Source organism: Humidisolicoccus flavus, assembly GCF_045689595.1.
GTDB classification, from domain to species: Bacteria; Actinomycetota; Actinomycetes; order Actinomycetales; family Microbacteriaceae; genus Humidisolicoccus; species Humidisolicoccus flavus.
In genome coordinates this window covers 266,950-283,611 of the sequence record NZ_CP142724.1, presented here as the reverse complement: position 1 = coordinate 283,611, position 16,662 = coordinate 266,950, and the positions used below count along the sequence as shown (strand labels likewise).

Sequence of the window (16,662 nt, the reverse complement as noted above, 5' to 3'; positions counted from 1 at the left end):
GGGTTCTCATGACCGCGCCTCAATCACAAGCCCACAACGGCAAAATCTTCCTGCGGATTCTCGCTCCGTCGCAGATTGCGACCATCGGAACCCTCCTGGTTCCCGTGTTGACGGCCGTTGATCTTTTGACGGTACTCCCCGCTGCCGCAGCACTTCTGCTCTATCTCGTCAGCATGATCGTCGTGTTCCGCGGTCAAACAACGTTGGCTGCGCCCAAGAACGCTCGCGCCATCATCATTGCGCTCGCGATCGTTTTGATCGCCCTCGGGCTTGCGTTGTTCGGGGGAATTCTCGCGGTCGTCGCGAGCTTCGTGATGCTCGGTGTGGTCGCCGCGCGACTCGGGGTGCTGCTTCGAAGCATGCGCACAGCACGACGCGGCCAGTAACCCTCGGATTCTGACCGCGCCACAGGTGGTGCTGCTGCCCTACAACGAACGCTGAGCGATGATCTCCTGGTACGCGATCGCGCTGTCCTTCAATGTTCGTTCCTGCGTGTCGTAGTCGACTCGAACGATGCCGAATCGCTTGTGGTAACCCCACGCCCATTCGTAATTGTCGAGGAACGACCAGTAGAAATAGCTTTCGACAGGCACACCCGACTCGATCGCGTCGAGGATCGCGGCAAGGTGAGCTCGAACAAATGCAACTCGCTCTGCGTCGTGGATCTTGCCGTCTTCCACCACGTCATCGAATGCCGCGCCGTTCTCGGTGACCGAGAGACGCACACCCGCTGGCGCCGCATAGTCCGCATGCAGGCTCTGCAGGAGACGGGTCAAACCGTCTGGCTGGATCTCCCAGCCCATCGACGTCGTCGCTAGTCCCCGCGGGTGGCTGTACACGCCATCGGCCGCAGGATACGGACTCTGCACCGGACGATCCGTCGGTGCGTCCTGCAGTAGTGGCACCGCTGGCTCGCGATAGCTCACGGCTTCTCCGTGGTAATAGTTCACACCGAGCACGTCAATCGGCTGTTGGATCAACGCGAGGTCGCCATCGTGAATCACGTCGGTGAACCCGAACTCTGCAACATCCTCCAGGAGATCTGCGGGATATTCACCCCGGAAGATCGGGTCGAGGAAGAAGCGGTTGAACTGCCCGTCAATACGGCGTGCCGCATCGACGTCGCGGGGGTCCTGGGGGTCGAGCGGGTCAGCGACCGTCTGGTTCAGCGTGATGCCGAGATCAGCGTTCGGCACGAGCTCACGAAGCACCTGAATGCCCCGACCGTGCGACAACAGCAGGTGATGTCCAGCAACGAGACCGTCTCGCTTGCTCATGCGACCGGGAGCATGGGCACCCGCGGTGTATGAGAGGAACGACGAGCACCACGGCTCGTTCAGCGTTGTCCATGTGGGCACACGATCGCCGAGCGCTTCTCCAACGACCTGCGCGTAATCGGCAAACCGCTCGACGACATCGCGGTTCGTCCATCCGCCCTGTTCTTCGAGTGCCTGCGGCAAATCCCAGTGATAGAGCGTCAGCCATGGAGCGATGTTTTTCTCCAGCAGCGAGTCGACCAGTCGCTGATAGAAGTCGATACCGGCCTGGTTTGCGGGCCCGCCGTCAGGGCAGACACGAGACCAACTGGTCGAAAATCGGTACGTCTGCAATCCGAGGTCGCTCATCAGTTGCACATCGTCGGCATAGCGGTGGTAATGATCGCACGCCACCGCCCCGTCGTGTCCATCGATGACCGCACCGGGCACTCGCGCGAACGCGTCCCAAATGCTGTCGGTTCGACCGTCTTCACGTGCTGCGCCCTCAATTTGGTACGCCGCCGTTGCAGCACCAAAGCGGAACTTCTCTGGGAATTTTCTCGACATACGAAAACTGTAGCGTTCGCTCCGAACTGAATCGTGGTGCGGGAGAATCCCAGCGCGCGCCGATACGCTTTTGCGAGTCACAACTCTCTGGGGAAGAATGCGCGGCTCGAAAGCTCTCGGCGTGGTGCTGGTTGCACTGTTCTGCGGAATCCTGGCGGCCTGTGTCCCATTGCCGGTGTCAGCACCGACCGATCCCTCGATCCCCGGTGCCGCAACTCCTGTGTTCACGAACCTCACCGCACCGCCGAACACGCAGGGTCCGACGGAGCCCCCCGTGCCCACTGATGCCCCGGGCGACTACGCGATCGGCGATACCGTGACGATCCACACCTCGATGGGATCGACCTGGGAGATCACCGTCCTGGCTGTCGACGAGGACGCGACCTCGCTCGTGTCGTCGAATGGATACTCGGCAAACTCGGGTACGAAGTTTCTCGCCATGGAAGTTCGCGTCGTCAACGTCGGTGTTGTAACGACGCACCCGTATTACGACATTCGATTCGGTGTGCAGCCGGTCAACGGCCCGGTGTACAACCAGAGCAGCGCTTCCCTCGCGGCACACCCTGACGACTTCGGCTACTCGAGAGCGCTTGCACCGCAGGAGTCTTCAACAGGATGGGTGTTGTTGAATGTCCCGAATGCGGCAACGATTGACGCCTGGGTGATCTCCGGGGACGCCGGGCAAACCGAGTACCGCTTCAAGTAGCCAGATCGCTGAAACCGAGGGCGCGCGGGCGACTGCACGCTTTTTACTGGGCGCAAGTTCCTCGTACTCAGCAAATTTGAAAGATCGGTCAGTATCGTCGTGGGCAATTCACATCCACGACCGTTTCACCTGGAGCTCTCCGCATGCAGTCCTCACCTCGATCTCGAAGCGCGCGACGCATGGTCGCAGCGCTCGGCGCGAGCGTGTGTCTGATGTTGACCGGATGCGCCGTGTTCGGAGGCGAGAGTCCGCTTCCCCCGATGAGAGACGGCAACGCGAGCACCGACCGCGACCAGGTTTCGATGCCGTACACCTTGAGTTCACCGAGCGAGACCTACTCGGTGGGCGACACCATCGTCATCGCGAACACTGGCGGTTCGATGGTCTGGGAGATCACCGTGAACTCGGTACTCACGGGAGCAGATGCCGAACGCATTGTCTCCGACGACCCCGCAGAAGGCCGGTCCTTCGTCGTCTTCGATTGCACGTTCACCCTCTTGAAGGGGCAGGCGAGCACCGATGTGCACCTGTACCTGGATGCGGTGATCACCGGCGACGACGGCCAGGAGTACAACGCTTCCTCGGGAGTCGAGGCGATTGCAGACGAGGACTACTTCCTGCTTCCCCGCTTCTCCGCAGGTTCAACCCAGAACGGCCAGATCTTGTTGTCGGTTCCGGAAGGCACTGACGTGACCGAATGGCGTTTCGTATTCGATGGCAGTAACGGTGAGTGGGTGTTCACGACCGAGGTGTGAAGCGGTCGCACCGAGCACGCAAGCCTTGCTCAGGCCTGGCAACTCGGACAGAAGTACAGTTTCCGGGCAGCCATTTCCTCGATCACGATTGGGGTACCGCACACTCGACAGGGTTCGCCCTCGCGCTTGTATACCCAGTGACGCTCCGAGCGATGCGCGAGCGCAGCCTCCTTGCGGGCGCCGCGAAGGCCGTCCATCGTCATCATCTGACCGGTATCGACCCCGATTTTCAAGAGTTTGACCCAGTCCTTCCACAGGTCGCGCGCCTGCTCCTCACGCAGGTTCGTGCCGGAGGCGTACGGGTTGAGCTGCGCGCGAAAGAGGAGTTCAGCCCGATAGACATTGCCGATTCCTGCAACGACCGACTGATCCATGAGTAACTGCCCGATCGTCGTCCGCGACTTTCGCACTCGCTGCACGAACCGATCCTCCGCGGACCGCTTCGATTCGAAGAGCGCGAGCGGATCCGGCCCGAGTCTCTGGATCACCGCCGGCACTTCCTCTTTGGAGATCACGTCGCAACGGGTCGGTCCCCGAAGGTCGGCAACTGTGGTCTCGGTGAGCAGACGTGCGCGAACTTGCCCGACTGGCTCCGGCGGGAAGTTTTCGTCGAGGACTTTCTCTGTTTCGCCCTCGGCGATTCGGATGCGAGCTCGACGAGGAGCTCCAATCGAATGGAGTGATTCTTCCCATGCTCCATCTGCGACGGACCCTCGCATATTGGTTTGGCCCATTCGGCCCTGAGCGCTCAGAATCGTGTCGTCGGCGCTGATCTCACCGGAGAAGTCCCAGGCACCATAGAGCCCGAGGTGCACATGCAACCACTCATCGCCGAAGCTCAGGAGCAGGTGTTTCCCCACGGCGCTCGCCTGCTCCATGACGAGCCCGTCGATGACCGCCGCGCCTTGCGCGAATCGGCCTTGCGGGCTCGACACGGCAACCCGACGACCAACGAAGTTCGCGGTGAACTGACGAGCAATTCGGTGAATCGAGTGCCCTTCAGGCATTGCAGTGCACTCCCGCCATCGTCAGTGCGCTTCTGGCTCGAGCGCGCCGGAGGTCTCGAACGCCGCAATTTGTTCGATCCGTCGTGCGTGACGCGGTTCATTGGAGAACGGGGTGCTGATGAAGAGATCGATCAGTTCGAGCACCTCTTCGCTCTCGTGCTGCCTGGCGCCGATCGAGATCACATTGGCGTCGTTGTGTTCGCGTGCGAGCGAGGCTGTCGCCGTGTTCCAAACCAGGGCCGCCCGAATTCCTTCGACCTTGTTCGCAGCGATCTGCTCGCCGTTCCCTGATCCGCCGAACACCACACCGAGCGCAGCGGTACCCGCCGCCTGGTCGTGAGCGACCGCCTGCGCGGCGCGAATGCAGAACGACGGGTAGTCATCGAGCGGCTCGTAGCTCTTTGGTCCGTGGTCGACGACCTCGTGACCGGCGGCGCTCAGGTGCGCAACGACCTCTTTCGAGTACTCGAATCCTGCGTGGTCTGTCGCGATGTGAATTCGCATTGTCGCCTTAGAAGATCGGGCCGCGCGTGCGGCTGCGCTTGAGTTCGAAGAATCCGTCGACCGATGCGGCAAGCACGACGCCGTCGAACAGACGGAGCGCATCGTCACCGGTCGGAGCGGGTGAGATGACGGGCCCGAAGAACGCGACCCCGTCGACTTCGATCACCGGTGTGCCAACATCGTCGCCAACTCGCTCGATCGCTTCTGCGTGGCTTGCTTTCAGCGCCTCGTCAAAGGACTCGTCGGCGTCCGCGAGCGAGCCATCGAGCCCCACCGCTTCGATCGATTCGGCGAGGATGACGTCGATGTCATCCCGGCCGTCTGGGTGGATTCGGGTTCCGATTGCGGTGTAGAGGTCGCCGAGGACCTGCTCCCCCGCTGCCTGCGATGCAGCCATGAGCACTCGGCCGATACGACGCGACACCGCCATCCGGCTCTGGTACTTCTCGCTGATGTCTCGGCCTTCGTTGAGTACGGAGAGATTCATCACAGACCATTGCACTTCGAAATCGCGATGCTGCGACACCTCCCTAAGCCAACGAGAGGTCATCCATGCCCACGGGCACGTCGGGTCGAACCACATTCGCACTGAAGTCATGCTCCAATCGTATCCCCGCCGTGCAAGCAGGTCAGCCGTCACCAGTACAGTGAAGGGAGTATTGCTGTGATCGCAAAGGAGTAATTGTGGCTGGAGAGAACCTCACCCGTGAAGAGGCGAAAGAACGCGCCTCGATTGTCGAAGTCGAGTCGTACACGATCGCGCTCGACCTCACGCATGGCGACGAATGGTTTGGCTCCGACACCACAGTGCGATTCACTGCTTCGCCCGGTGCGTCGACGTTTATCGATCACATCTCGCGCAAGGTCCACAGCATCACCCTGAACGGCCGCGAGCTCGACGTCGAGGCGGTGAACGACGGCATTCGCATCCAGCTCGCAAACCTCGAATCCGAGAACGAGCTCCGCGTGGTCTCGGACGCGCTCTACGTCAATACGGGCGAAGGCCTGCACCGCTTCGTCGACCCCGTCGACCAAGAGGTGTACCTCTACTCGCAGTTCGAGGTGCCCGACAGCCGTCGCGTCTTCGCCGTCTTCGAGCAGCCGGACCTCAAGGCGACCTTCACGTTCAGCATCACCGCACCCGCGCGCTGGGAAGTGCTCTCGAACCAGCCGACTCCGACCCCGGTCGTCACGGGCGAAACTGGCGTATGGCACTTCGATGCGACGCCTGTCATCTCCAGTTACATCACCGCAATCGTGGCCGGCCCGTACGTCGGCGTTCGTGACGAACTGGTGAGCGCATCAGGCGCCACGATCCCACTTGGCGTGTTCTGCCGTTCCTCGCTCGTCGAGCACCTCGATTCGGACTACATCATCGAGAAGACCAAGCAGGGCTTCGAGTTCTATGAGGCGCAGTTCGGTGTCCCCTACCCCTTCGACAAGTACGACCAGATCTTCGTGCCGGAGTTCAACGCGGGTGCCATGGAAAACGCTGGCTGCGTCACGTTCACCGAAGCGTACGTGTTCCGCTCCAAAGTGACCGATGCCGTGAAGGAACGTCGCGTCGTCACGATCCTGCACGAGCTCGCGCACATGTGGTTCGGCGACCTCGTCACCATGCGCTGGTGGAACGACCTCTGGTTGAACGAATCATTCGCCGAGTGGGCGTCCACGCTCGCGACCGCGGAAGCCACCGAATGGAAAGAAGCCTGGGCGACATTCCAGGCGATGGAGAAGACCTGGGCGTACAAGCAAGACCAGCTGCCATCAACGCACCCGGTCGTCGCGGAGATCCGTGACCTCGAAGACGTGCAGGTCAACTTCGACGGCATCACGTACGCGAAGGGCGGCTCCGTCCTGAAGCAGCTCGTCGCATGGGTCGGACTCGAAGAATTCATGCAGGGCGTCGGCGCCTACTTCCGGAAGCACGCTCACGGCAACACAGAACTCAGCGACCTGCTCGTCGAGCTCGAAGCCGCCAGCGGCCGCGACCTGAGCGAATGGAGCAAACTGTGGCTTGAGACGGCGGGCGTGAACACGCTTCGCCCGACGATCGAAACCACGACCGACGGCATCATCACGAAGTTCTCGATCGAACAGACCGCGACCTCGGACTACCCGACGATCCGCCCGCACCGGCTCGCGATCGGCCTCTACTCGAAGAAGGGCAAGCATCTCGTCCGCACGCACCGTCACGAACTCGACGTCCGCGACGCGAGCACAGACGTCCCGCAGCTCGTTGGGCATGAACGTGCCGATCTGATCCTCATCAACGACGACGACCTCGCCTATGCGAAGATTCGCCTCGACGAGCAGTCGTTGAAGACTGCGATCTCCGGTCTTTCTACGATCGAAGACCCGCTTGCGCGAGCGCTCGTGTGGGGTGCTGTGTGGGACGCGACTCGTGACGGAGAACGACCCGCGAGCGACTACATCGATCTCGTGCTCAAGAACATCGCTGCAGAGACCGAGTCGACGACCGTTCGTACGACCTTGCAACAGCTCACGCTGGTCGCACGGAGTTACGTCCGTCCAGAAGACCGCGCTGCAACAATCACTCGTGTCGGTGACGAACTCTGGGAACTCGCAAAGCGCGCGAAAGACGGCAGCGACTCGCAATTCCAGTTCGTGCAGGCGTTCGCTGGGCTCGCTTCGACCCCAGAACACGTCAAGACACTGCAGGGCCTGCTCGACGGGTCTGTCACGCTCAATAAGCTCACGGTCGACGCCGATTTGAAGTGGCAGCTGATCGATGGGCTCGTGTTGAACGGCGCAGCCGGCGAGACCGAAATCGCCGCCGCCCTCGAAGAGGACAACACGGCGACCGGCGCTCAGTTCGCCGCCCGCGCTCGGGCGACGATTCCTACCGTCGAAGCCAAGCTCGCTGCGTTCGCGTCCGTTGCAGACGAGGCCGGCGCGTCGAACTTGATCGTGCGCTACACCGCCCTTGGTCTTCTGCACGTGAACGACCCAGAAGTGCTTCGACCGCTCATCGCGAAGTACCACGAGAGCCTGCTTCCGATCTGGAACAGCCGCACCTATCAGATCGCTGAAGGTCTGATCGTCGGTCTCTACCCCTCGGTACTCGCGAGCGCGGAGCTCGCCGAGGCGACACGGGCCTGGTTGCGTGCAACCGATGCGAATCCCGCGCTCGTCCGACTCGTCAAAGAAAACCTTGCTGGCGTAGAACGAGCCTTGGCAGTGCAATCGAGCGGTACCTCATCAGAGGAGTAAGGGTAAAGGTGTACCGTGCATCTCACAGCGCCTGACGTCGGCGAAGCGGTCGTTGGAGTGTTCGAGAACGAGACGGTTCGAGCCGCGTTGCTCGTCATCGGGATCATCGTTCTCGCGTTCATCGCGTACTTCCTCTTCCGGATCGCGATCCGCAAAACGGTCACGCAAATCGTTTCCGGAGTGAAGCGGAAGGTCGACGCTGCCGACACCGAAGCGATTCAGTCGCAGAACTCGCCGCTCACCCAGGTGCGGATCGTGCAGCGAACCCGCACGATCGGCACCGTCCTCAACACCCTGAGCGCGTGGTCGATTTCGGTCGTGACGATCATCGTGTGCCTCGCGATCGTCGGGGTCTCACCGAGCGCACTCGTTGCCGCTGCCGGTCTGTTCGGAGCCGCGGTCGGTATCGGCGCGCAGAACCTCCTGAAAGACATTTTGAACGGCTTGTTCATGGTCTTTGAAGACCAACTCGGCGTCGGCGACCTTGTCGACCTCGGTCCGGCCACGGGCGTCGTCGAGTCGGTGGGTATTCGCGTCACGCAGATCCGCGATGTCGACGGAACACTCTGGTTCGTCCGAAACGGTGAGATCATTCGTGTCGGAAACATGTCGCAGGGTTGGGCGAGGGCGATCATCGACCTCGGCGTTCCCTACGAGACCGATATTTCGATCGTCGAAGACAAGATGCTCGAGGTCGCCAACGCCCTCTCACGAGACCCCAAGTGGCGAAACCGAATCATCGATCAGCCAGAACTCTGGGGTATCGAATCGATCTCGGCAACTGCAGTCGTCATCCGGCTCGTCGTCAAGACGCGTCCGAACGCGAAGTTCGACGTGGCACGTGAGCTTCGTGGTCGACTCCGTCTCGGCCTCGATGAAATCGGCGTCACGCTTCCGGCGCTCAACTCGATCGTGCTGACCGGCATGGAAGGCAACCGACCGATCAAGAGCGGACGCGCTTCATTTGAAGATCAAGCGCCGCAGTAAGGCGAAGCGATGACTCATTCCACCTTTTACTATTCGGTCGGCGGACGCGAGAAGTTCAAAATCCTCGTCGATGTGTTCTATGACGGCGTTGCCGGCGACCCGGTCCTGCGCCCGATGTACCCGGAGGAAGATCTCACCGGTGCGAAGGAGCGATTTCTCACGTTCCTCGAGCAGTATTGGGGTGGTCCGACCACGTACAGCGAGCAGCGAGGGCACCCCCGTCTGCGAATGCGCCACATGCCTTTCCAGATCGACGCTGTCGCGCGCGACCGTTGGCTCTTTCATGTGCGTCGCGGTGTCGAAGCTGCGCAGTTCTCCCCATTGCACGAAGCAGAACTCCTCGATTATCTCGACCGAGCAGCCCATGCCATGGTGAATTTCAACCCGGCGATGCATGCAGAACCGTCCTCGGGCCCGATCCTCGCCTCGGGTGACCAGAACAGCCCGACCTCGTAACGCGCTCGGGGCGGGTTGCTCTGAGCCTGCCCTTGAACGAGGCGAGGCTAGTGCTTCACCAGAACCTCGCCGAACGCGCTCGATGCGCGCAGCCAACGGCTCGCGCTCGTCACCCGGACCGCGCGCTCCTGACTGAGGAAACCCAGCACCTCCAGGGCGAAGGCAGCGCCCCGCGGAAGTCCGAGCGAATCAGGGAAATCGGCGGACCAGATCGTCTTTCTAGTACTCTGCACGACTGCCTCACCCGGGTTCGCAGGGAGCGCATTCGCGACCTCCGACAGCACCGCAGAAGCTTCCGAGGCGAGCACCGCGGGATCAAGATCGCCGATATGGCTCCAGCCCGATCGCGGTGGCGCGATCGCGGCCCACGGCGGGATTACCGCAGTCATCGAGGGAAGTTCGACCTCGGCTTCGGGATCGACGAGCGCATCTTCAAACGCCTGCACGGGAACGACTGTGTCTTCGGAGTCACTCCCCTGCATGGAGAATGTGCGTGCCGCGAGAATCGTCGGGCCTCGATCGAGCAGCCCAGTGGTCGTCAAGACGGGAACGGTGACGAGTGCGAGTTCACCGACGAGGGTGACCCGAACCGCTTCAATTCCAAGTCGCGCGGATCGTCCGAGCAGGGTCGCGAGATCACGTCGAACATCTGGGGTCGCAAAGCGAAGAAGGGCAGCCATCACTTCTAGACTAGAGGGGTGAATGCTGCAGACGAGACACGCGAGAGCGCTCCGGAATCCCCCATCGCAAGTTTGCTCAACACGCTCGAGCTCGTCGACACCGGAGCGCGAACGAGTGAAGACATTTTCACCGGACCGTCGCAGTGGGTGCCGCACCTTCGAGTCTTCGGTGGGCAGGTGATGGCGCAAGCCGTTGTGGCTGCGATGCGGACCATCGACGCCGAACGCCCGATTCACTCGGTGCACGGATACTTCCTCCGCCCAGGTGATGTAACGAAGCCGATCACGTTCTCCGTCGATCGAATTCACGACGGTCGATCGTTTGCCACGCGTCGAACGCAGGCGTATCAAGACGGTGTGCCGATCCTGTCGATGATCGCCTCATTCCAGACCCGAGAACCTGGCTTCGAATTCCAGGTCGCAATGCCTGAGGGTCTTGCCGATCCCGAATCACTGCCCAGTGCTGCTGAGATTCTCGGCGGAATCGATCACCCTGCTGCGCAGCACTGGGCGCATGGGCGCGCCTTCGACCTCCGACATGTCGACGGCCCCTTGTACTTCGAAGACCCGAACCGGGCTCGCGTCCCGCACCAGGCGCTCTGGGTCCGAGCGATCGACACCTTGCCCGACGATGCGAACCTGCACCGTGCTGCGATCGCGTACCTCAGCGATTACACGATCCTTGAACCGGTCATGCGTCAGCAGGGCGCCTCGTGGACCCGTCCCGGCGCCAAGGTTGCCAGCCTCGACCACGCCGTGTGGTGGCATCACGACGCCCGTGTTGATGAATGGCTGCTCTACGTGCAGGAGACGACCGCGAACGGAGGCGGTCGAGGCCTGTCGCACGGGCGCTTGTACACGAAAGAGGGAACGCTTGTCGCAAGCGTCGCTCAAGAGGGAATGGTGCGAATCCCAGGAGCCGCAACCGAATAGCAGTTCCGCGAGTGCGGGCTCGGTTCGAGTGCGTGCTCAGTTCGAGTTCGTGCTCAGTTCGGCTTCAGGATCGACGAAAGCGAACCGGCTCCTCGAGGTACGGAGTCCAAGCGGTTCGTTCGTCGTTCGAAATTTTTCGGGGCGCGTTCGCCTTCGGGTCGAACAGAACGATCGTGGTGAGCGCCTTGACGGCAACGGAACGAGGACTCACAGGCGTCTCCGGCAGGAAGACTTCGTAGCAGATCTCGAGGCTGGCTCCGCCGAGCTTGCCGAGCCACACTTCGATCTCGAGCGGTTCCCGAATGTACGGAATTTGCTGCACGTACTCCGCGGTCTGACTCGCAACGATCGTGATCGTCGCAGCCGACGGCGACCCGTCGAGCACCGCCATGCTGTTGGACTCTCGCCCGTCACCGCGAGCCCAGAACGCTTCGATTCTCGCTTCTTCGAGCAAACGAATGACCGCGGTGTTGTTGACGTGACCGTAGGCGTCGAGGTCCGACCAGCGGACCCCGACCCCAACAGTGATTCTCATCGCTAGTCTCTCGTGAGTTTGCGGTAGGTCGAGCTGTTCGGACGCGCGGCGTCTGCACCGAGGCGCTCGATCTTGTTCGCTTCGTATGCCTCGAAGTTGCCCTCGAACCAGTGCCAGTACCCAGGCTTCGCCTCGGTTGCCTCCCACGCCAGAATGTGCGTCGCGATGCGGTCGAGGAACCACCGGTCGTGGGTGATCACAACAGCGCAACCAGGGAACTCGAGCAGCGCGTTTTCAAGGCTTCCGAGGGTCTCGACGTCGAGGTCGTTCGTTGGTTCGTCAAGCAGGAGCAGGTTTCCGCCTTGCTTGAGCGTCAGCGCGAGGTTCAAACGGTTGCGTTCTCCACCGGAGAGGATGCCCGCACGCTTCTGCTGGTCGGGGCCCTTGAAACCGAACTGCGAGACGTACGCGCGCGATGGAATTTCTACGTTTCCGACCTGAATGAAGTCGAGACCGTCGGAGACGATCTCCCACAGGTTCTTCGATGGGTCGAGTTGTTCACGGCCCTGGTCCACGTAGCTCAACTTGACGGTCTCACCGATCTTCAGATCTCCACCGTCGAGCGGTTCGAGACCGACGATCGTCTTGAAGAGCGTCGATTTTCCGACACCGTTCGGACCGATGACCCCGACGATGCCGTTTCGCGGCAGCGTAAACGAGAGGCCGTCGATGAGCACTCGATCGTCGAAGCCCTTTTGCAGGTTCTTCGCTTCGAGCACAACGCTTCCGAGGCGCGGCCCCGGTGGAATCTGGATCTCTTCGAAGTCGAGCTTCTTCGTGCGCTCCGCCTCGGCTGCCATTTCTTCATAGCGAGCAAGGCGAGCCTTCGATTTCGCCTGGCGACCCTTTGAGTTGCTGCGCACCCAGTCGAGTTCGCTGGCCAGCCGTTTCGCGAGCTTCTGGTCCTTCTTGCCCGCGATCTGCAGTCGCTCGGCCTTCTTCTCGAGGTAGATCGAGTAGTTTCCTTCGTACGCGTAGAGGCGTCCACGGTCGACTTCACAGATCCAGCCGGCGACGTGATCGAGGAAGTACCGGTCGTGAGTCACAGCCATGACTGCACCGGGGTACTTTGCGAGGTGCTGCTCCAACCACAGCACACTTTCGGCGTCGAGGTGGTTCGTGGGCTCGTCGAGGAGCAGGAGGTCTGGCTTTTCGAGAAGGAGCTTGCACAATGCCACGCGACGGCGCTCTCCACCCGAGAGGTTGGTCACCGGCCAATCACCCGGAGGGCAGCGGAGCGCGTCCATGGCCTGCTCGAGCTGTGAATCGAGGTCCCAGGCATCGAGGGCGTCGATCTCTTCCTGGAGCGTGCCCATCTCAGCGAGAAGCGCATCGAAGTCTGCGTCTGGTTCTGCCAGTTCCGCGGAGATCTGGTTGAACCGATCGATCTTGACTTTCGTCTCACCGAAGGCTTCTTGGACGTTCTCGAGCACGGTTTTCGACTCGTCGAGCTTTGGCTCCTGGGCGAGCATGCCCACCGAGTAGCCGGGGCTGAGCTTTGCCTCACCGTTACTCGGGGTGTCAAGGCCCGCCATGATCTTCAGGATCGTGGACTTACCGGCACCGTTTGGGCCAACCACACCGATCTTCGCACCCGGCAGAAATGCCATTGTGACGTCATCGAGGATAACTTTGTCGCCGACCGCTTTGCGGGCGCGCACCATTGAATAAATGTATTCGGCCATGCGCTCAGTCTATCGGCGCGGTGCTCCCGATGAGACACGTCCCCTGCGATAGCAATGGCGCTGTGGAGATACGAAGACGGTCGCCGCCGAACTGTCCGAGCAGGCACGCATCTGCCCACCGGACGGAGAATTCGACGTTGGTCGCTGGAGCACCGACGCTATCGAGGAGATCAGTCATTTCCATTGCCGAACGGTCGAATCCGGCCTCGCTGAGTGCATCGATCAGTTCGGGGACTGAGCCGGCACCGCGCTCTCTCGCTTCGTTCAACACCATCGAGAAATACGGCAGGTTTTCCTCAGCGCTTCCCTCTGGGACGAGAATCGGATCGGCCTCGACTGGAACGGTCGAGGCCGACGACGGTGTGGGGCTCGGAGAAGGCTCCACGCCTGAGCAACCCGCGAGCACGAGCATTGACGCGAAGGCGAGGGCGCCGCGCACGACGAAGGATTTCTGGTGACTCGACTGCATCGTTCCCAACGCGATCTCCTTTGCCGTGATCCTGCTGCGTGCTCTTCAGTGTAGGAGAGGTTCCCGCCCCGTACCGGAGCCCGAGGGCACGAGGCGGGAAGATTCAGAACGGAAGCGGAGCCTCTTCGGGTTCGAGGTCAGCGAGGGCGGCAGGCCGCTCGCTCGACCAACTCACGCTCGGCTCGCCGGAGTGATCGCCGGGAGGCGTACTGCGGATTGGAGCAGCGTGCGCACGAGTGAACACTGAGGTTCCGAACTGGAGGCTGTGGCCCAGCGCCTCGGCTTCGATCTCGACGTCGCGCCCGAACTTTTCGCCATCGCGCCACTCGCGAACCCTGAGCTTTCCGGTCACGATGATCGGATCGCCCTTGTGGAAGGAATGCTGAGCGTGCTTTGCGAGCCTGCGAAACACCGCCACGTTGTACCAATTGGTCGAATCGTCGACCCAGCGACCCTGTTCTCGGTCGAACTTGCGCTGCGTTGCGGCAAGACGCAGGTTCGTGATTTCGAGGCCAGTGGCGGTGACGACGTGCTGCGGGTCTTTCGCGAGAATTCCGACGACGGTGATGTGTTCTGTCATGCGGCTGACAATGTCTGACTCGGAGCATGCATCCCGAACGTGCAGCAGTCGTCCCGAAAACTCGTGTGTCGGGACGACTGTGCAGAAACTCTGGCGGTTGCGAAGGAGTGTCTAAGACCGCAGATACTGCGCAAAGGATGCGCGGATCTTGTTCACCTTCGGAACTGCGACCGCAAGGCAATACCCCTGGCCCGGGTTCTTCGCAAAGAAGTCCTGGTGATAGTCCTCGGCCTCGAAGAACTCGCCGAGCGGTTCGATCGTGGTGACGATCTCCCCCGGCCACCAGTCGCTCGCTCGCGCGATTGCAGCCTCGAACTGCACCAACTGCTCCGCGTCTTGCGGGAACATCGCAGAACGGTACTGAGTGCCGACATCATTGCCCTGACGGTTGAGCTGTGTCGGGTCGTGCATCGTGAAGAACATGTCGAGCACGACTTCAACGGGAAGCACGTTCTCATCGAATTCGACGCGTACGACTTCTGCATGCCCTGTTGCGCCGGTGCACACCTGCTCGTAGCTCGGATTCGGGAGCGACCCGCCCGCGTATCCGGAGACCACGTCGGTCACACCTTCGACCACGCGATATGCCGCGTCGAGACACCAAAAACATCCACCTGCAACTACTACTGAAGCCATGACTTGAGCCTACGCCTGGAATGTCGGTGGTTCGCACTACCTTCGTCACAAGCGAACACAATCAGGGCCAGCTGCGAAAGGAACATCATGACCATCACTGCGTTTCTTCCAAAACACTTCGGCATCTCGATGTTGCAGGTCAACGACGAGCTCTGGCGCATCACTCGACCCAGCGGTGAAATTCTCGGCTACATCAGTCGAAGCACGAGCGTGGACGGCGAGCGTTTTGCAGCAAAACGGTTGATGCCGAGAAACCAACGCTTTGTCGCGCTTGGCGAATTCTGGTCAATCGACGACGCGATCAACTGCTTTCGCATGAACTAGCGACGCCGTCGCACGACGAAGTTCGCGCAGACAAAACGGTGGCGCAGAGCTATCTCTGCGCCACCGTTCTATAGAAAGCGGACGTTACTGCTTGACCGCTGAGATCTCGATGTCGACGTCGACGTCGTCGCTCAGCATCACTCCGCCACCCTCAAGTGCCTGGTTGAAGGTGATGTCGAAGTCGCCACGCTTGATGCGTGCCTTTGCACTGGCACCTGCACGGGTGTTGCCGTACACGTCTGGGCCGATGCCACCGAATTCGAGTTCGAAGGTGACGGGCTTAGTGATGCCGCGCATCTGCAGTTCACCATCGAGCAGCAGGTCGCCGTTGTGCTCGCGGATTCCCTTGCCCGTGAAGCTCCACTCCGGGTGCTCATCAGTTGCGAAGAAGTCGCCGGAGCGCAGGTGCGCGTCGCGGTCTGCGTTGCGAGTCGCGATGGTCGCAGGATCGATCTTCGCGTCGATGCTCGATGCAGCTGGGTCTTCTGCGAGCACGATGGTGCCGCTGACATCGGTGAATTCTCCGCGAACCTTGGCAACCATCATGTGACGGATTGAGAATCCGACACTCGAGTGGGAAGCATCGATTTCGTAGGTGCCAGCAACGTAGCCGGGAATGTTCAAAGCCATCATGGTCCTTTTCGGTTGGTGCCGAACGCCTCGTTCAGCAAGTTCAGTGAGGTGAACTCACGACGTTGCAGAGTTATTCCGAATATTTCGATTTTCAATTAATCTTTTTACGACCCACCAGCCGATGACGACGACCACGAGCCCAATAACCACATATTGCAGGACATCCGCGTACGGCCCGACGATGTGCCAATTGTTGCCCAGAAGGAATCCGCACAGGACGAAAATCGTGTTCCAGATCGCGCTCCCGAGCAACGTCAGCAGTGTGAACTGCAGGAACGGCATCTTCTCGATGCCCGCGGGAATCGAGATCAGACTACGAAACACGGGAAGCATCCGGCCGAAAAAAACCGCCTTGGCCCCGTGACGGCGAAACCAAGCCGTCGTCTTGTCGATGTCGCTCGCATTCACGAGCGGCAAGCGTTCGGCAACGCGCACGAGTCGATCGTGGCCGAGCAGTCGCCCGAGGAAATAGAGCACCATCGCTCCGATGAGCGAACCCGCGGTCGTCCAGATCAGCGCCTCTGCGATCGTGAATGTGCCCTGCGAGGCGGCGAAGCCTGCCAAGGGCAGAATGACTTCGCTCGGAATCGGCGGCCACAGGTTCTCGACTGCGATGGCGATCCCTGCGCCTGGCGCTCCGATCACCTCCATGAGGTTCACAGCCCAGGCCGCAACACCAGTGAGGGACTCTTCAGAACCAGCAGCAATCACGTGT

Annotated in this window: 20 protein-coding genes; 8 read left to right on the top strand and 12 right to left on the bottom strand. The window is 61.1% G+C overall.

What is annotated here, in order from left to right; all coding sequences use genetic code 11:
• Positions 1-8: 8 nt before the first annotated feature.
• Entirely contained in the window at positions 9-386 is a 378-nt protein-coding gene (locus tag U2H20_RS01365) for a hypothetical protein (protein WP_430592733.1), read from the top strand.
• A gap of 39 nt (positions 387-425) precedes the next feature.
• On the opposite strand, the gene U2H20_RS01360 is transcribed toward U2H20_RS01365, so the two are convergent.
• On the bottom strand, positions 426-1,823 hold the full coding sequence (locus U2H20_RS01360; protein ID WP_430592732.1) for a GH1 family beta-glucosidase: 1,398 nt from the start codon (positions 1,821-1,823) through the stop codon (positions 426-428).
• Between the two features lie 97 nt (positions 1,824-1,920).
• On the opposite strand from U2H20_RS01360, the gene U2H20_RS01355 reads away from it, so the two are divergent.
• Together U2H20_RS01355 and U2H20_RS01350 are read left to right on the top strand one after the other, a co-directional pair.
• Complete coding sequence (locus tag U2H20_RS01355) at positions 1,921-2,529, top strand: hypothetical protein (RefSeq protein ID WP_430592731.1); 609 nt, start codon at positions 1,921-1,923, stop codon at positions 2,527-2,529.
• A gap of 143 nt (positions 2,530-2,672) precedes the next feature.
• Positions 2,673-3,284 carry a hypothetical protein gene (locus U2H20_RS01350; protein WP_430592730.1) on the top strand — a complete coding sequence of 204 codons (612 nt, stop codon included), beginning with the start codon at positions 2,673-2,675 and terminating at the stop codon, positions 3,282-3,284.
• 29 nt (positions 3,285-3,313) lie between these two features.
• Here U2H20_RS01350 and U2H20_RS01345 read toward each other — a convergent pair whose 3' ends face one another.
• From U2H20_RS01345 to U2H20_RS01335, 3 genes are read right to left on the bottom strand one after another with little or no spacing between them, the layout of a single operon-like run.
• The gene (locus tag U2H20_RS01345; protein ID WP_430592729.1) at positions 3,314-4,291 is read right to left on the bottom strand and encodes an Fpg/Nei family DNA glycosylase; all 978 of its coding nucleotides are present in this window, start codon (positions 4,289-4,291) and stop codon (positions 3,314-3,316) included.
• Positions 4,292-4,312: 21 nt separating this feature from the next.
• A complete protein-coding gene (locus U2H20_RS01340) occupies positions 4,313-4,795 on the bottom strand; it encodes a ribose-5-phosphate isomerase (RefSeq protein WP_430592728.1) in 483 nt (160 codons plus the stop codon).
• Between the two features lie 7 nt (positions 4,796-4,802).
• Complete coding sequence (locus tag U2H20_RS01335) at positions 4,803-5,393, bottom strand: DsbA family protein (RefSeq protein ID WP_430592727.1); 591 nt, start codon at positions 5,391-5,393, stop codon at positions 4,803-4,805.
• A gap of 86 nt (positions 5,394-5,479) precedes the next feature.
• On the opposite strand from U2H20_RS01335, the gene pepN reads away from it, so the two are divergent.
• From pepN to U2H20_RS01320, 3 genes are read left to right on the top strand one after another with little or no spacing between them, the layout of a single operon-like run.
• Complete coding sequence (gene pepN / locus U2H20_RS01330) at positions 5,480-8,029, top strand: aminopeptidase N (protein ID WP_430592726.1); 2,550 nt, start codon at positions 5,480-5,482, stop codon at positions 8,027-8,029.
• 15 nt (positions 8,030-8,044) lie between these two features.
• Entirely contained in the window at positions 8,045-9,016 is a 972-nt protein-coding gene (locus tag U2H20_RS01325) for a mechanosensitive ion channel family protein (protein WP_430592725.1), read from the top strand.
• Between the two features lie 9 nt (positions 9,017-9,025).
• On the top strand, positions 9,026-9,472 hold the full coding sequence (locus U2H20_RS01320; RefSeq protein WP_430592724.1) for a globin: 447 nt from the start codon (positions 9,026-9,028) through the stop codon (positions 9,470-9,472).
• Positions 9,473-9,519: 47 nt separating this feature from the next.
• Here the strand turns inward: U2H20_RS01320 and U2H20_RS01315 are convergent, their stop codons facing one another.
• Complete coding sequence (locus U2H20_RS01315; protein WP_430592723.1) at positions 9,520-10,152, bottom strand: hypothetical protein; 633 nt, start codon at positions 10,150-10,152, stop codon at positions 9,520-9,522.
• Between the two features lie 18 nt (positions 10,153-10,170).
• On the opposite strand from U2H20_RS01315, the gene U2H20_RS01310 reads away from it, so the two are divergent.
• Positions 10,171-11,085, top strand: a complete 915-nt coding sequence (locus tag U2H20_RS01310) for an acyl-CoA thioesterase (protein ID WP_430592722.1) — start codon at positions 10,171-10,173, stop codon at positions 11,083-11,085.
• 64 nt (positions 11,086-11,149) lie between these two features.
• On the opposite strand, the gene U2H20_RS01305 is transcribed toward U2H20_RS01310, so the two are convergent.
• From U2H20_RS01305 to msrA, 5 genes are all read right to left on the bottom strand, one after another.
• The gene (locus U2H20_RS01305; protein ID WP_430592721.1) at positions 11,150-11,620 is read right to left on the bottom strand and encodes an acyl-CoA thioesterase; all 471 of its coding nucleotides are present in this window, start codon (positions 11,618-11,620) and stop codon (positions 11,150-11,152) included.
• 2 nt (positions 11,621-11,622) lie between these two features.
• Complete coding sequence (gene ettA, locus U2H20_RS01300; RefSeq protein ID WP_430592720.1) at positions 11,623-13,305, bottom strand: energy-dependent translational throttle protein EttA; 1,683 nt, start codon at positions 13,303-13,305, stop codon at positions 11,623-11,625.
• A gap of 4 nt (positions 13,306-13,309) precedes the next feature.
• Positions 13,310-13,774, bottom strand: a complete 465-nt coding sequence (locus tag U2H20_RS01295; RefSeq protein WP_430593561.1) for a DUF6993 domain-containing protein — start codon at positions 13,772-13,774, stop codon at positions 13,310-13,312.
• 103 nt (positions 13,775-13,877) lie between these two features.
• Complete coding sequence (locus tag U2H20_RS01290) at positions 13,878-14,354, bottom strand: single-stranded DNA-binding protein (protein WP_430592719.1); 477 nt, start codon at positions 14,352-14,354, stop codon at positions 13,878-13,880.
• A gap of 111 nt (positions 14,355-14,465) precedes the next feature.
• Positions 14,466-14,990 (bottom strand): peptide-methionine (S)-S-oxide reductase MsrA, encoded by a 525-nt coding sequence (msrA, locus tag U2H20_RS01285; RefSeq protein WP_430592718.1) that lies wholly within the window; start codon positions 14,988-14,990, stop codon positions 14,466-14,468.
• Between the two features lie 87 nt (positions 14,991-15,077).
• Between msrA and U2H20_RS01280 the strand changes: the two genes are divergently transcribed.
• The gene (locus U2H20_RS01280) at positions 15,078-15,314 is read left to right on the top strand and encodes a hypothetical protein (protein WP_430592717.1); all 237 of its coding nucleotides are present in this window, start codon (positions 15,078-15,080) and stop codon (positions 15,312-15,314) included.
• A gap of 84 nt (positions 15,315-15,398) precedes the next feature.
• Here U2H20_RS01280 and U2H20_RS01275 read toward each other — a convergent pair whose 3' ends face one another.
• Both U2H20_RS01275 and U2H20_RS01270 read right to left on the bottom strand, forming a co-directional pair.
• On the bottom strand, positions 15,399-15,944 hold the full coding sequence (locus tag U2H20_RS01275) for a YceI family protein (protein ID WP_430592716.1): 546 nt from the start codon (positions 15,942-15,944) through the stop codon (positions 15,399-15,401).
• Between the two features lie 57 nt (positions 15,945-16,001).
• A complete protein-coding gene (locus tag U2H20_RS01270) occupies positions 16,002-16,658 on the bottom strand; it encodes a DedA family protein (RefSeq protein ID WP_430592715.1) in 657 nt (218 codons plus the stop codon).
• Positions 16,659-16,662 lie beyond the last annotated feature (4 nt).